The sequence below is a fragment of the Streptomyces albus subsp. albus genome (genome assembly GCF_000719865.1).
GTDB classification, from domain to species: domain Bacteria; phylum Actinomycetota; class Actinomycetes; order Streptomycetales; family Streptomycetaceae; genus Streptomyces; species Streptomyces albus_E.
Genome location: NZ_JOID01000019.1, coordinates 102599 through 116658, shown reverse-complemented (window position 1 = coordinate 116658; position 14060 = coordinate 102599). Strand labels below are relative to the sequence as shown.

The 14060-nt window shown below is 73.2% G+C and carries 12 protein-coding genes and 1 tRNA gene; 5 read left to right on the top strand and 8 right to left on the bottom strand.

Features of this window, described 5'->3' with window-relative positions:
* The first annotated feature begins 70 nt into the window (after nt 1–70).
* Nucleotides 71–496 carry a thioredoxin gene (gene trxA, locus IF83_RS0121020; protein ID WP_030546406.1) on the top strand — a complete coding sequence of 142 codons (426 nt, stop codon included), beginning with the start codon at nt 71–73 and terminating at the stop codon, nt 494–496.
* Nucleotides 497–622: 126 nt separating this feature from the next.
* On the opposite strand, the gene IF83_RS0121015 is transcribed toward trxA, so the two are convergent.
* The 7 genes from IF83_RS0121015 to galU form a co-directional block, all read right to left on the bottom strand.
* Nucleotides 623–696: transfer RNA gene (locus tag IF83_RS0121015), tRNA-Ala, on the bottom strand.
* 96 nt (nt 697–792) lie between these two features.
* The gene (gene sepX / locus IF83_RS0121010) at nt 793–1938 is read right to left on the bottom strand and encodes a divisome protein SepX/GlpR (RefSeq protein ID WP_030546405.1); all 1146 of its coding nucleotides are present in this window, start codon (nt 1936–1938) and stop codon (nt 793–795) included.
* 151 nt (nt 1939–2089) lie between these two features.
* Entirely contained in the window at nt 2090–2713 is a 624-nt protein-coding gene (locus IF83_RS0121005) for a GNAT family N-acetyltransferase (RefSeq protein WP_030546404.1), read from the bottom strand.
* A complete protein-coding gene (locus tag IF83_RS0121000; protein ID WP_051723057.1) occupies nt 2710–3258 on the bottom strand; it encodes a MogA/MoaB family molybdenum cofactor biosynthesis protein in 549 nt (182 codons plus the stop codon). Before IF83_RS0121000 ends, IF83_RS0121005 begins: the two co-directional genes overlap by 4 nt.
* Nucleotides 3255–3755: a cyclic pyranopterin monophosphate synthase MoaC gene (gene moaC, locus IF83_RS0120995; RefSeq protein WP_030546402.1), complete on the bottom strand. Its 501-nt coding sequence runs from the start codon at nt 3753–3755 to the stop codon at nt 3255–3257. Before moaC ends, IF83_RS0121000 begins: the two co-directional genes overlap by 4 nt.
* A gap of 54 nt (nt 3756–3809) precedes the next feature.
* Nucleotides 3810–5273: a molybdopterin molybdotransferase MoeA gene (locus IF83_RS0120990; RefSeq protein ID WP_030546401.1), complete on the bottom strand. Its 1464-nt coding sequence runs from the start codon at nt 5271–5273 to the stop codon at nt 3810–3812.
* A 190-nt stretch (nt 5274–5463) separates the two neighbouring features.
* Nucleotides 5464–6366: a UTP--glucose-1-phosphate uridylyltransferase GalU gene (galU, locus tag IF83_RS0120985; RefSeq protein WP_030546400.1), complete on the bottom strand. Its 903-nt coding sequence runs from the start codon at nt 6364–6366 to the stop codon at nt 5464–5466.
* Between the two features lie 82 nt (nt 6367–6448).
* On the opposite strand from galU, the gene IF83_RS0120980 reads away from it, so the two are divergent.
* On the top strand, nt 6449–7054 hold the full coding sequence (locus tag IF83_RS0120980; RefSeq protein ID WP_030546399.1) for a 5-formyltetrahydrofolate cyclo-ligase: 606 nt from the start codon (nt 6449–6451) through the stop codon (nt 7052–7054).
* Between the two features lie 147 nt (nt 7055–7201).
* Here the strand turns inward: IF83_RS0120980 and IF83_RS0120975 are convergent, their stop codons facing one another.
* Nucleotides 7202–9991: a penicillin acylase family protein gene (locus IF83_RS0120975; protein WP_030546398.1), complete on the bottom strand. Its 2790-nt coding sequence runs from the start codon at nt 9989–9991 to the stop codon at nt 7202–7204.
* Nucleotides 9992–10221: 230 nt separating this feature from the next.
* Between IF83_RS0120975 and IF83_RS0120970 the strand changes: the two genes are divergently transcribed.
* The 3 genes from IF83_RS0120970 (at nt 10222) to IF83_RS32395 (ending at nt 14051) form a co-directional block, all read left to right on the top strand.
* Nucleotides 10222–11691 (top strand): potassium/proton antiporter, encoded by a 1470-nt coding sequence (locus tag IF83_RS0120970; RefSeq protein WP_107046835.1) that lies wholly within the window; start codon nt 10222–10224, stop codon nt 11689–11691.
* Nucleotides 11692–12194: 503 nt separating this feature from the next.
* Nucleotides 12195–13637, top strand: coding sequence for an MFS transporter (locus IF83_RS0120965; protein ID WP_030546396.1), 1443 nt, complete (start codon nt 12195–12197; stop codon nt 13635–13637).
* A 66-nt stretch (nt 13638–13703) separates the two neighbouring features.
* A complete protein-coding gene (locus IF83_RS32395; RefSeq protein WP_078843689.1) occupies nt 13704–14051 on the top strand; it encodes an FmdB family zinc ribbon protein in 348 nt (115 codons plus the stop codon).
* Nucleotides 14052–14060: the final 9 nt, after the last annotated feature.

Sequence of the window (14060 nt, the reverse complement as noted above, 5' to 3'; positions counted from 1 at the left end):
CCGGACACGGCAGCCGGCCAGGGTTCCGGCAGGACCGAACAGAAGACGTCTCTGGAAGCAGGTAGGACATATGAGCACGGTCGAGCTGACCAAGGAGAACTTCGACGAGGTCGTCTCCGCCAACGACTTCGTCCTGATCGACTTCTGGGCCTCCTGGTGCGGCCCCTGCCGCACTTTCGCACCCGTGTACGAGAAGGCGGCCAACCGCCACTCAGACCTGGTCTTCGCCAAGGTCGACACGGAGGCCCAGCCCGAGCTCGCCGCGGCCTTCAACATCCAGTCCATCCCGACCCTGATGGTCGTCCGGGAGAACGTCGCGGTGTACGCCCAGCCGGGGGCCCTGCCCGAGCCGGCCCTGGAGGACATCATCGGCCAGGCCCGCGACCTGGACATGGAGAAGGTCCACCAGTCCGTCACCGAGCAGCAGGCGGCGCAGCAGCAGGGCGGCGCCTCCGGCGGCAGCCAGCCCCCCGGCCCCTCCGACCCGGCCGTCTGAACCGGCGGCGGCCGGCTCGCCCGACGGGCCCCGGGCGACCGGGGCCCGCGTGCCGGGCGAGGCCGCTTTCGGGCACGCGAAGAGCCCCGGCCGGATCTCTCCGGCCGGGGCTCTTGAGCTTCGCTGTGGACCTGTGGGGATTTGAACCCCAGACCCCCTCGATGCGAACGAGGTGCGCTACCAGACTGCGCCACAGGCCCTTGCGACGTGAGGAACTCTAGCATCCCGGCCGGGCAGCTTGGAAATCCGTTCCCGCGCTGGTCATCGCGGCCGACAGCCGGGATCCGGCCCGGGGATCACTCGTTGGCGGCGCGCGGCCGGTCCTCGTCCGCGTACTGGTCGAAGAGCGGGGTGCGGCCCCGGTCGCGGGAGCGGCGGCCGCGCTCGCGGCGGCTCTCGCGCGCGGCGGGCCCCGGCTCCGGCTGGGGTTCGGCGGACGGCTCGGCGGACGGCTCGGCGGACGGTCCGGCCGCGCTGGAGCGGGCGGAGCTCCAGGCGTCCGGGGCGTCGAGGTCCACGCCACCGGTGGCGCGGGGGGCGACGGGCGCCGTGACGTAGGTGGGCAGCGGCACCGGGACCGGCTCCCAGCTCTCCCCCTCGGACCGGACGCGCTCGCGCTGCTGGTCGACCCACTCGGCGTGGTCGGTCTGCTCGACGAGCGCGCGGCGGCCCGCCGTGTGCGGGGACGCCGGAGCGGGCTCGGGAGCGGCCGCCGGGCCGGGCTCCTCACCGGCCGCCGCGTCGTCCGCGGCGGCGGGCCTCGCCGGCTGCCGGGCACCGCGCGGGCCGCGCTCGCGCAGCCGCTGGGCGGCGGCCTCGGCGCGCCGCCGGTCCATGGTGAAGGCGAAGCGGCGCCGCTCCTGCGCGCGCAGATGGACGATGTACGAGCTGAGCAGCACGGCCGGGACGGCGGGGGCCCACAGGAAGGCCAGCCCGCCGACCGCCGCGACGACCGCGCCGAGGGCGAAGGCCAGGAACAGCACCATGGTGGTCCGGCGGCGGCGGGCGAGGACCTTGGAGCGGCGGGCCCGTTCGGCGACGGAGACGGCGCGGCGGCCGTCCCGCCCGGCGGACGCCTGGTCCGCCGGGAGTGGCGCGTGCTCACCGTCGCCGGCGCGCAGCGACTCGGGCACCGGCATGGCCGCGGACAGGGCGAAGGCCCGGACGTCGACCGTGTCGGTCGGCGCTTCCGGGTCGGCGGCGCGCGGTTCCGGTTCGGCGGGGCCGACGTAGTCGTCCGCTTCACCGGAGTGGCGCTCCTCCAGGTCCTTGGCGTAACGGCGCTCCATACCGGCCCGTCCGGACAGCAGCCGGATGGCGGTGGAGAAGCGTTCCGTAGGACGAGCCTCGTTGAGTTCGTCCTGCCTACGGAGCCACATCGGCACCAGGTAGGCGGCCCAGGCCCCGACAATGACTGCGTAGATGAGGCCGCTGCTGCTCACGCCTCACACGGTAGAGGGGTTTTCAGCAGGCCATCCGCCAATTGCCACGGTGTGTCGCACGATCTGGCTGATAGTTCGAACTTTTTTTCCGATTGCCGGGGCGGGCTGACGGAGAATGTGCTCTATTGCCGCTTAATATCGAACACATATTTTATTTGTGGGCTGTTCCGGGCCGGACCCGGTGCCAGCGGGCCAGCAGTCCCTCGGGAACGTCCTCCACCGTGAGGGCGAAGACGAGGTGGTCGCGCCAGTCGCCGTCGATGTGGAGATAGCGCGGACGCAGCCCCTCCTCCCGGAATCCGAGCTTTTCGACGACACGGCGGCTCGGCCCGTTCTCGGGCCGGATGCACACCTCGACGCGGTGCAGGCCCACCGTGCGGAAACAATGGTCGACCGCGAGCGCCACAGCCGTCGGAGTGACCCCGCGCCCGGCGACTTCCCGGTCCACCCAGTAACCGATATGCCCGGAGCACATGGAGCCCCAGGCCATTCCCGCGACCGTCAACTGCCCCGCCAGCCGGCCTCGGTACTCGATGACGAAGGGCAGCATCCGGCCCGCGTTCGCCTCGGAACGCAGATGCCGCACCATCTGACGGTAGGTCGGGCGCTGTGCCGCCGGCCCGCCCGCCACGGGCGGCGGGATGGTCGCCTCCCAGGGCCGCAGCCAGTCGCGGTTGCGGCGGTTGACCTCGCGCCAGTCCCGCTGGTCGCGCATGCGGATCGGGCGCAGGGTGACGTCGCCGTCGGTCAGGGCCGCCGGCCAGAGGGGAGTCATCGGTGCGCCCGGGGCGTCGTGCCGCCGTCCGGGGTCGTCCCCGTGCCGCCGTCCGGGCCGGCGGGGCGGGGGTGGTCGCCGCCGCGGAGCTGGTCGACGGCGTGCACGAGCAGCCGGCCGAGGACGGCGAGGCCGTCCCGCACCCCGCCCGTGGAGCCCGGCAGATTGACGATCAGCGTGCCGCCGGCGGTTCCGGCCAGTCCCCGGGAGAGCGCGGCGGTGGGCACCGCGGCCAGGCCCTCGGCGCGCAGGGCCTCGGGGATGCCGGGGATCTCGCGGTCGAGGACGCGGCGGGTCATCTCGGGCGTGCGGTCGTTCGGCGAGATGCCGGTACCGCCGGTGGTGAGCACCACGTCGTACCCGGCGGCGACGGCCTCCCGCAGGACGGCTTCCACCGGCTCGCCGTCGGGGACCACGCGGGGGCCGTCGGTGGCGAAGCCCATCGCGGTGAGGCCCTCGGCCAGCAGCGGGCCGCCCTTGTCGGCGTAGACGCCCGCGGAGGCGCGGTTCGAGACGGTGACGGCCAGGGCGCGGTAGCCGCTCATGCGGTGCCCTCCCCGGCCGGGCGCGACCAGTCGCCGGACTTGCCGCCGGTCTTCTCCTCGACCCGTACGTCCGTGATGACCGCGGCCTTGTCCACGGCCTTCACCATGTCCACCACCGTCAGCGCGGTGACGGTGACGGCGGTCAGCGCCTCCATCTCGACACCGGTGCGGTCGGTGGTCTTCACGGTGGCCAGGATCTCCACGGCGTCGTCGGCCACGGAGAGTTCGACCTTCACCCCGGAGACCGCCAGCGGATGGCAGAGCGGGATGAGGTCGGGGGTGCGCTTGGCTCCCATGATGCCCGCGATGCGCGCGGTGGCGAGGGCGTCGCCCTTGGGGACGCCCTCGCCGCGCAGCAGTTCGACGACGCGCGGGGAGACGAGCACACGGCCGCTCGCACGGGCGGCGCGCGCGGTGACGTCCTTCGCGGAGACGTCGACCATACGGGCGGCGCCCCGGTCGTCGAGGTGTGTGAGGTGCTGCTGGGCGCTGCTCATCGTTCTCCCGGTCCGGTCCTTCCAGGGCAGCAACCGTACCGGGGCTTCTCCGGTTCAGCGCAGCAGGATGGCCTCCACCTCGCCGCCGGGCGGAACCGACGTGGTGTCCTCCGGGACGACGATCAGGGCGTCGGCGTCGGCGAGCGCCTTGACCAGATGGGAGCCGGGGCCGCCGACCGGGGTGACGAGACCGTCCGCGTAACGGCCGCGGAGGAACTGCCGCTTGCCCTCGGGCGATGAAGCGATGCCCTCGGGGCAGATCGCGCGGATGGTCTCGCGCCCGTCCGGAGCGAAGCCCATGAGGGCGCGGATCGCGGGGCGCACGAAGAGCTCGAAGGAGACGTACGCGCTGACGGGGTTTCCGGGGAGCGCCAGCAGGGGCGTGCGGTCGGGGCCGACGCGGCCGAAGCCCTGCGGTTTGCCGGGCTGCATGGCGAGCTTGCGGAAGTCGACGCGGCCGGGGCCGGGGGCGGCCGTCGCGGCGGGGGTGGCTCCGGGCTCCGTGGTCTCCACGGCCGGGGTCGCCGCGGCTGCCCCGGTCTCCGCTGCGCCGCCGGGGGCCCGTTCCGTTCCCGGCTCTCCCGTCTCCGGCCGCGCGTCCGTCTCCGCGCCCGGCTCCGCCGGCCGGTCGGCGGACTGATCGGCGGGCAGGTCTTCGGGAGCGTCTCCGGAGAAGGCTTCCTTCACGACGTCGTAGGCGCCGACGCTGACGCCGCCGCTGGTGACGACGAGGTCGGCGCGGAGGAGCTGGTCCTCGACGGCGGAGCGGAGGGAGGCCGCGTCGTCGGCGACGGCGGTGACGCGGTAGGCGATGGCTCCGGCGTCGCGGGCGGCGGCGGTGAGCGCGAAGCTGTTGGAGTCGTGGATCTGCCCGGGGCCCGGCTGGGTACCGGGCGGCACGAGTTCGCTGCCGGTGGACATGACGACCACTCGCGGTCTGGGGCGGACCCGGACGGTGGCCCGGCCGATGGCGGCGAGCAGCCCGATCTGCGGCGGGCCGAGGAGCGTGCCGGCCGACAGCACCGGGCTGCCGGCGGAGACGTCGCCGCCGCGGGAGCGGATGTGGGCTCCGGCCTCCGCGGGGCGGTGCACGCGGACCTCGCCGGCCGCGCCCTCGGGCGCGGCACTGTGGGCCGTCATGGCGGTGGCGGGGCCGCCGCCGGCGCCGCCGTCCGTCCACTCGACCGGCACCACCGTGTCGGCGCCGGGCGGCAGGGGGGCGCCGGTCATGATGCGGGCCGCCTCGCCGGGCCTGATGGTGGGCAGTCTGCCGCTGCCCGCCGCGATGTCGCCGATGACGGTGAGCACCGCCGGGGACTCCTCGGTCGCGTCGGCGACGTCGGCTGTGCGGACGGCGTATCCGTCCATGGAGCTGTTGTCGAACGGTGGCAGGGCCACGGCCGCGGTGACGTCCTCGACGAGGACGCAGCCCTGGGCGTCGAGCAACTGGAGCTCCAGCGGTTCGAGCGGCTGGATGTGCCGGAGGATGTCGGCCAGGTGCTCGTCGACGCTCCACACGCGCGGTGCGGCTCCGCTTCCCTGACGTCCCCGACCGCCGCCGGGCCCGCTCCGGCCGTCCGGGGCGGGGGACGGGACGGCGGCGGTTCCGGCGGTTCCGGCGTCGCCGCCGGGGTCACCGGCGCTGCCCGCGGGGGCCGTCCCCGGCTCCGCGGTCTCCTCTGCGGCCCGCTCAGTGGTGCTCAAGGTGCTACATCTCCTCCGCGACGTACCTCCGAAGCCAGTCCCGGAAGTCCGGTCCCAGATCCTCACGTTCGCATGCCAGTCTGACAATGGAGCGGAGGTAGTCGGCGCGGTCCCCGGTGTCGTAGCGGCGGCCCTTGAAGAGGACGCCGTGCACCGGGCCGCCCAGGTCCGGGTTCTGGGCCAGGGTCTGCAGGGCGTCGGTGAGCTGGATCTCGCCGCCGCGGCCGGGCTCCGTCTTCCGCAGCACGTCGAAGACGGCGGCGTCGAGGACGTAGCGGCCGATGAGCGCGTAGTTGCTGGGCGCCTCCTCGCGGCTGGGCTTCTCGACGAGGCCGGTGACCCGGTGGATGTCGTCGTCGCCGGTGGGTTCGATCACGGCGCAGCCGTAGAGGTGGACCTGGTCCGGGTCGACCTCCAGGAGGGCGACGACGCTGCCGCCGTACCGCTCCTGAGCCTCGATCATGCGGGTCAGCAGCGGGTCCCGGGGGTCGATGAGGTCGTCGCCGAGGAGGACCGCGAAGGGCTGCTGCCCGACGTGGGGCGCCGCGCACAGCACGGCGTGGCCGAGGCCCCGCGGGTCGCCCTGGCGCACGTAGTGCATGGTCGCCAGGTCGCTGGACTCCTGCACACGGGAGAGGCGGTCGCCGTCGCCCTTGTGGCGGAGCATCTCCTCCAGCTCGTAGTTGCGGTCGAAGTGGTCCTCCAGCGGGCGCTTGTTGCGCCCGGTGACCATGAGGACATCGGAGAGACCGGCGCTGACGGCCTCCTCGACCACATACTGGATCGCGGGCTTGTCGACGACCGGCAGCATCTCCTTGGGAGTGGCCTTGGTGGCCGGCAGGAAGCGGGTCCCGAGTCCTGCTGCGGGAATGACAGCCTTGCTGATCCGGGTACGCGATGCAGTCATGCGGAGAACCATAACCGGCGCGTATGAGCGGAACGTGATGATCCGGTAAGTGTGGCCGCATACGAGAGGATTCCCGGCTCAGATGACCACCCCGAAGTCTCGCAAGGTCCGGTTGCGGCACGGTCTCGGCAAGATGAGGTCGCGGTTGACGGAAGATGACGTGTCGGCGGCGGGGGCCGCGTTCGCCCGTCATGCCCTGGCGCTTCCCGAACTGGCGTCCGCCCACACCGTCTGCGCCTATGTGTCGGTGGGGCGGGAGCCCGCCACGGGGCCGCTGCTGGACGCGCTGCGCGCGCGGGGGGTGCGGGTGCTGCTGCCCGTCCTGCGGGACGACGACGACCTCGACTGGGCCCCGTACGCGGGGCCGGAGCGGCTGGTGGCGGCCGGCCGGGCGGGCCGGATGGTGCTGAGGGAGCCGGCGGACGCGCCGCTGGGCCTGAACGCCGTGCTGGAGGCCGACGCGCTGCTGCTGCCGGGGCTCGCGGTGGACGGCCGCGGGCTGCGGCTGGGCCGCGGCGGCGGCTCGTACGACCGGGTGCTGGAGCGGCTGGCGGAGGCGGGGGCGGACCCGGCGCTGATCATGCTGGTGTACGAGGAAGAGGTGCTGGAGGAGGTGCCCGCCGAGGCGCACGACCGGCCCGTTCAGGCCGCCGTGACGCCCTCGGGGGTGCGCCGCTTCGGTGCCTGACGGCGCCCGGTGCGCCGCGGCGGTGCACTGCGGCCCGATGCGCCGCGGCCCCGGTGCGCCGCGTCGTGTGAGCGCGGTGCACCGGGGCCGCCGGTGGACGGTGCGGGGCCCGGAGCGCCGGAGTACCGGAGCCGCCCCGCGGCGGGCTCAGGGGATGAGCGCCAGGGTGTCCTCGGTCGCCTTCTCGACGCTCTTCTTGCTGAACGCCCAGGGCAGCAGTTCGCCCTTGGCCCACTTGGTCGTCTGGTCGCTGTAGTGCGTGTTGTACGCGTGCCCCGACGCCCCGGAGAGGTTGATCCACTGGGACTTGTCGAGGTCCGCGAGGTTGACGATCATCCGCATCGACGGCACCCAGACGACGCCGTAGCCGCCGGCCGCGTTCCAGCCGGTCGCGTTGACTGCCGCCTCGCCGCCGCCGAGGTTCCACGGGCCGCGGTTGAGCGCCCAGCGGAGCACGGCGGGGCCCTTGATGCCCAGCGTCTGGTTGCGCAGCGTCAGCTGGTGCAGCCGGCCCCAGCTCCAGCTGTCGATGTCCTTGCCGAGCTTGGCGGTCAGCTCCCAGCGGGCGTCCGCCATGGCCTGCTTCAGCAGCTTGTCGCGGTCGCCCTCACCGGAGTCGGGGCGGGTGCTCGTCTTCCACCAGTCGTTGTCCTCGTCCTCCAGGATGGTCCGGACGACCTCGAACCAGCGGTCGCCGCCGTCCGGCTGGGCCGCGTCCCGCGCCCGCTCGCCGCACTCGCGGACCAGGGAGTCGCCGTCCAGGTCCTCCAGCGGGCCGGAGTCGTCGGCCGGCGGCACGCGCAGGCATTCGCCGGTGACCCGCAGTTCCTTCGGCAGCTTGTGGCCGAAGGCCAGCTTGAGGGTGTTGCGCCAGACGCCGTTGAAGTAGGCGGCGGCCGCGGAGTCGGAGTCCTGGGTGTAGTCCCAGCCCTCCAGCAGCTTCTGCGCCTCGCGGATGTACGGGTCCTCGATGTCGATCTTGAGCAGGTAGGGCGTCAGCAGCTTGGCGATCTCGCTGCTGTCGTCCGTCTGCATGGTCTGCATGTCCTTGGTCGAGATCTTGCCGCCGTCCTTGATCTTCGACTGGACCAGGTTGTCGAGCCGCTGGCTGCGCGCTCCGTAGCCCCAGTCCTCGGTGAGGAGGTAGGGGTACTTCTCCGGGTCGATGACGGCCTGGTTGGCGGTCACGATGTAGCCGCGGGCGGGGTCCTTCTCCCAGGGGAGCGCGGACTGGGGGACGTAGCCGGTCCACCGGTACTCCGGGTCCCAGCCCGGGGCCGGGTAGCGGCCGTCGCCCTTGCCGCGGACGGGTATCCGGCCCGGCGCCTGGTAGCCGATGTGGCCGTCGGTGTCGGCGTAGAGGAGGTTCTGCGCGGGGACGTCGAACAGCCGGGCGGCCTTGCGGAACTGGTCGAAGTCGGCGGCCTCGTTGAGGGCGAAGACGGCGTCCATGGTGCGGCCCGGGCTGAGGGCGGTCCAGCGGAGCGAGACGGCGTAGCCGCTGGCGCGGTCGGGTGAGCCGTCGGTGACGGGCGCTGTCTTGCCGACGTCGCCCATCTCGTCGCTGCGGTCGGAGACGATCGGGCCGTTGGCGGTGCTGCGAACGGTGATCCGGCGGTCGGCGCCGCCCGCGACCTTGATGGTCTCCTTGCGGGTCGTGAACGGCTTCTGCTCGCCGTCGTAGAGGTAGCCGTCGGCGGTGATCTTCTCCAGGTAGAGGTCCGTGACGTCGGCGCCGAGGTTGGTGAAGCCCCAGGAGACCTTCTGGTTGTGGCCGATTATCACGCCCGGCATACCGGAGAAGGTGAAGCCCGCGACGTCATAGCGGCACTTGTCGCTCACGGAGCGGCAGTGCAGGCCCATCTGGTACCAGAGGGACGGCATCTGCGGTGCCAGGTGCGGGTCGTTGGCGAGCAGGGGCTTGCCCGTGGTGGTGTGCTTCCCGGAGACCACCCAGGAGTTGGAGCCGATGCCGTCGCCGTTGGGGCCGAGGAGGGCGGGGATCTCCTCCAGGGTCTTGGAGAGGGCACCGAGCTGGGACTGGAGGCCGCCGGTGCCGGCGCCCGTGCCCGTACCGCCGGTGCCGGTGCCCGCGCCCGCCCCGGGAACACCCGTGCCCGTGCCGCCGGCGCCCGTGCCGCTGCCCGTGCCGGTCTCCGTGGCGGTCGCCTCCGGGTCGAACGTGTCGGTCAGTTCGCCGACCGCGCCGTCGCGCACGATGGGCTTGTTCCGGTCCGCGGGGTAGTCCGGGTACAGCTGGTCTATCTGCTTCGCGGAGAGCCTCGTCGTCATCAGGGAGCGGTCGATCTCGTCCTGCATGTTGCCGCGCAGGTCCCAGGCCATGGCCTTCAGCCAGGCGACCGAGTCCACCGGGTCCCAGGCCTCGGGCTTGTAGTCGTTGGTGAAGCCCAGGGCCGCGTACTCGACGGAGAGCGCGGCGCCCTCGTGCTCGGCGAGATAGGCGTTGACGCCGTCGGCGTACGCCCGGAGGTACTTCTTCGTCCGGGACGACAGCTTGGTCTCGTACTCCTTCTCCGCGACCTGGCGCCAGCCGAGGGTGCGGAGGAAGGCGTCGGTCTCGACCTGGCTCGCGCCGAACATCTCGGAGAGCCGGCCGGCGGTGAGATGGCGGCGGACGTCCATCTCCCAGAAGCGGTCCTGCGCCTGCACATAACCCTGCGCGCGGAAGAGGTCCTCGTCGCTGCTGGCGTAGATCTGCGGGATGCCGTGGCCGTCCCGTTTCACCTCGACCGGCCCGGACAGGCCCTTGAGGCGGATCGATCCGGTGGTCTCGGGGAAGGACGCGCGGACGGTGCTCACGCTCCAGAACGCGCCGTAGCCGACACCCGCCACGAGGGCCAGCACGATCGCGATCACGAGGAGCCGCGCGCGGCCCCTCTTCTTCTTGCCGGAAGGGCCGTTTGTGTTGGCGGGCATCGCTGTCCTTCGCGGGGCAGGGTGGTCCTGGGAGTGCTGGAGCAACTGTAGGCGCAGGCACGCGGTCGCCCCTACACGGAGTCAAGTCCGGCGGTACGGCTCACGGAGACGTCAAGAACCCGTAAAATGTTAGGTAAGGCAATGAAGTTCCGGCCGGTCGCGCGGGACGAAACGTCCCATACCTCACGGAAGGGTCCAGGCCCCTGACTATCCATCAGCTGAATGAACTCATGCTGCTCGGCTCGGTCGTGCTGCTCGTCGCGGTGGCGGCGGTACGGATCTCCTCGCGGTCCGGGCTTCCCAGCCTGCTGATCTATCTCGGCATCGGGGTCGCGATCGGGTCCGACGGGCTCGGAATCGACTTCAGCGACGCCGAGATGACCCAGGTGATCGGCTATGCCGCTCTCGTCGTGATCCTCGCGGAGGGCGGTCTCGGCACCGCGTGGCATGAGATCAGACCCGCGCTGCCGGTGGGCGCCGCGCTCTCCACCGTCGGTGTCGCCACCAGCGTGGGCATCACGGCCGCCGGTGCGCACTATCTCGTCGGCCTGGACTGGCGGCAGTCGCTCATCATCGGCGCGGTGGTGTCCTCCACCGACGCGGCCGCGGTCTTCTCCGTCCTGCGCAGAGTGCCGCTGCCGTCCCGGCTGACCGGCGCGCTGGAGGCGGAGTCCGGCTTCAACGACGCACCCGTGGTCATCCTGGTCGTCGCCTTCGCCACCACCGGTCCGGTCGACGCCTGGTACCTGCTGATCGGAACGATCGTCCTCGAACTGGCCATCGGCGCGGCCATCGGCCTGGCGGTCGGCTGGCTCGGCGCGCTCGCCCTGCGGCACGTCGCCCTGCCCGCCTCCGGCCTCTATCCGATCGCCGTGATGGCGATCGCCGTCACCGCCTACGCGGCCGGTGCCCTCGCGCACGGCAGCGGCTTCCTCGCCGTCTATCTCGCCTCGCTGGTCCTCGGCAACGCGAAGCTGCCGCACGCGCCGGCGACCCGCGGCTTCGCCGACGGGCTCGGCTGGCTGGCGCAGATCGGCATGTTCATCCTGCTGGGCCTGCTGGTCACACCGCACGAACTGGTCGACGACATCTGGCCCGCGGTGATCGTCGGACTGGTGCTGACCTTCGTGGCCAGGCCGCTGTCCGTGCTGCTCAGCAGTCTGCCGTTCCGGATGCCGTGGCGGGAACAGGCCCTGCTCTCCTGGGCCGGGCTGCGCGGCGCGGTACCGATCATCTTCGCCACCATCCCGATGGTGGCCGGGGTGCCGGGAAGCCGGCGGCTGTTCAACATCGTCTTCCTGCTGGTGATCGTCTACACCCTGGTGCAGGGCCCGACGCTGCCCTGGGTCGCCCGCCGGCTGCGGCTCCGGGACCCGGAGGCCGCGGCGGACCTCGGCATCGAATCGGCGCCGCTGGAGCGGCTGCGCGGGCATCTGCTGTCGACCACGGTCGCCGAGAATTCCCGGATGCACGGCGTGGAGGTCGGCGAGCTGCGACTGCCGCCGGGGGCCGCGGTCACCCTGGTCGTCCGCGACGGCGAGAGCTTCGTCCCGGGCCCGACGACCATGCTGCGCCGCGGGGACGAACTCCTGGTCGTCGCCACCGACCCGGTCCGGGACTCCGCGGAGAAGCGGCTCCGGGCGGTGGCCCGGGGCGGCAAGCTCGCGGGATGGCTGGGCACGGAGCCGGGAACGGGCTGACGGCGGGGGCGGCGTACGGGGGCGGCGGGGCGCGAGGGCGGCGCCCGCCGCGGGGGCGGGTGGCGGCCGGGCCCGGTGCGCGGCCGGTGCTGTGCTCGCATTGGCGTTCGGTCCCGCGCGCGGCGCTGCGCCCGGTGCCGGTCTCGGCGCGGGCCCCCGCTCGCCGCGGTGACTGGCGGGCGGATCGGCGGGCTGGGCCGAAGACGGGCTCCCGGTCCACAGTGGCAGCGCCCGCCCGCGTCCCGGCCCTCGCCCCGGCCCCCGCGCTCGTACTGGCGTCCGGCGCGCCAGGCGGCCGCCTTGTACGATGGCCGGGCAACCGACACACCACCCTGCCTGACGCAGAGCTGGCGCGACCGTACGGCGGCCTCGGTCCCCTGACATCCCGTCCTCCTGGGATGCGGACCCGGTATCTACCCCGGTTCGGCGCAAGAGGACAGCTCTCGGCGCACCCGGCGGCCACGCGCCGCGGATGCGCTACCAGGCGGCAGAAAGGTACGGCCGTGGCAGCCACGGTCACCAAGAGTTCCGGCGGGCGCCGTCCCGGTTACGGCTCGCTGCTGCGCACTCCCGGCGCATGGACGTTCCTGCTCCCCGGCTTCGCGGCCCGGCAGCCGTTCGCGATGCTCACGCTGAGCATCGTCTTGCTGGTGGAGCACACCACCGGCTCGTACGGCACGGCGGGAGCGGTAGCGGCGGCCACCGGTGTCTCCATGGCGCTGTTCGCGCCGCAGAGCGGCCGGCTCGCCGACCGCTGGGGACAGGCCGCGGTGCTCGTCCCGGGCGTGCTGGTCCACACCGCCGCGGTGGCCCTGCTGACGGCTCTGGCGCTGCTGGCGGCGCCCCTGTGGGCGCTGTTCGCGGCCGCCGTCCCGGCGGGCGCCTCGGTGCCGCAGGTGGGGCCGATGGTGCGGGCGCGCTGGGCCGCCCTGCTGAGCGGTGACGCGGACGGCCCGGCCCGGGACGCTCCGAACGCCGCGGACGGCGGCTCTGGTGGCGGGCACGGCGGCGGACGCGGGGGACCGTCGCCGCTGCTGTCGACGGCTGCCGCGTTCGAATCCGTGACGGACGAACTGACCTTCGTCATCGGCCCGGTGCTGGCGACAGCCCTGTGCATCGGTGTCCACCCGGCGGCGGGGCTGGTCGCCGAGGGCGCCCTGACATTCCTCGGCGGCCTGCTCTTCGCGGCGCAGCGGCACACGCAGCCGTCCGTACGACGGGCCGCCGGACAGCCCGGCGCGGGAGCGGGGACGGGGACGGCGGCAGAGGCGGCCGGCGCGGCTTCCGGACCGGCGGTCCGCGCGGGACGGCGCGGGGAGCGTCCCGCGTCCGCGCTGTCGGTGCCGGGCGTGCGGGTGCTGGCGGTGCTGTTCCTCGGGATCGGATCCGTGTTCGGGGGAATGCAGGTCTCGCTCACGGCCTTCACCGAGGAGATCGGCCACCCGGGCCTCAACGGGGCGCTCTACGGGGTCTTCGCGGGCGGCAACATGCTGGCGGGCGCCGTCTCCGGTGCCGTCGCCTGGCGGCGGCCGCCGCACCGGCGGCTCCTCATCGCGTACACGGCGCTCGCCCTGGCGACGTCGCCGCTGTGGGCGGTGGACTCGGCCGCCGCCGTCGGCGCGCTCGGACTGCTGGTCGGGCTGTGCATCGCCCCGGCCCTGGTCACCGGATACACCCTGGTGGAGTCGCTCGTTCCGGCGACCGTGCGGACGGAGGCGTTCACCTGGCTGACCGGGGCGGTGGCGCTGGGGCAGGCCCTGGCGGTCACGGCCTCCGGACGGCTGGCCGACGGCTTCGGCGCGCACGCCGGATTCACCGTGCCGCTGGCCGGGACGGGGCTCGCCCTGCTGGTGGCGGTGGCGCTGCGGTCCCGGCTCGAACCGGCCCTGCCGGGGCGGGCGGTGGCACGTGGGGTGGATCACCGTCGGGCGGCCGCAGTGGACTGAGACCACGGAATGCTGCACTATGGAGCGTCGTTAGCACTCAATGAGTGAGAGTGCCAGGAGGAGCAAGTGCCGACCTACCAGTACCAGTGCACCGAATGCGGCGAGGGCCTCGAAGCGGTGCAGAAGTTCACCGACGAGGCGCTCACCGAGTGCCCCGCGTGCGAGGGGCGCCTGCGCAAGGTGTTCTCCGCGGTCGGTGTCGTCTTCAAGGGCTCCGGCTTCTACCGGACCGACAGCCGGGGCGCCTCGTCGTCCAGCAGCGCCTCCTCGTCGCCGAAGGCGAAGAGCGACAGCGGCTCGTCGTCCGCGGGATCCGGTTCGGGCTCGGGTTCCGGCTCCGGCTCGTCCTCCGGTTCGGCGTCCTCCTCGACGGCCTCGTCGTCCGGGGGCTCGGCCGGCTCGTCGGCCGCCTGAGGCCGGCCT

Bases quoted from the DNA above. Each gene is read 5' to 3' on its own strand.
- trxA (WP_030546406.1), top strand. From the start codon at position 71: ATGAGCACGGTCGAGCTGACCAAGGAGAACTTCGACGAGGTCGTCTCC.
- IF83_RS0121005 (WP_030546404.1), bottom strand. From the start codon at position 2,713: ATGACTCCCCTCTGGCCGGCGGCCCTGACCGACGGCGACGTCACCCTG.
- IF83_RS0121000 (WP_051723057.1), bottom strand. From the start codon at position 3,258: ATGAGCGGCTACCGCGCCCTGGCCGTCACCGTCTCGAACCGCGCCTCC.
- moaC (WP_030546402.1), bottom strand. From the start codon at position 3,755: ATGAGCAGCGCCCAGCAGCACCTCACACACCTCGACGACCGGGGCGCC.
- galU (WP_030546400.1), bottom strand. From the start codon at position 6,366: ATGACTGCATCGCGTACCCGGATCAGCAAGGCTGTCATTCCCGCAGCA.
- IF83_RS0120980 (WP_030546399.1), top strand. From the start codon at position 6,449: ATGACCACCCCGAAGTCTCGCAAGGTCCGGTTGCGGCACGGTCTCGGC.
- IF83_RS0120975 (WP_030546398.1), bottom strand. From the start codon at position 9,991: ATGCCCGCCAACACAAACGGCCCTTCCGGCAAGAAGAAGAGGGGCCGC.
- IF83_RS0120970 (WP_107046835.1), top strand. From the start codon at position 10,222: ATGCTGCTCGGCTCGGTCGTGCTGCTCGTCGCGGTGGCGGCGGTACGG.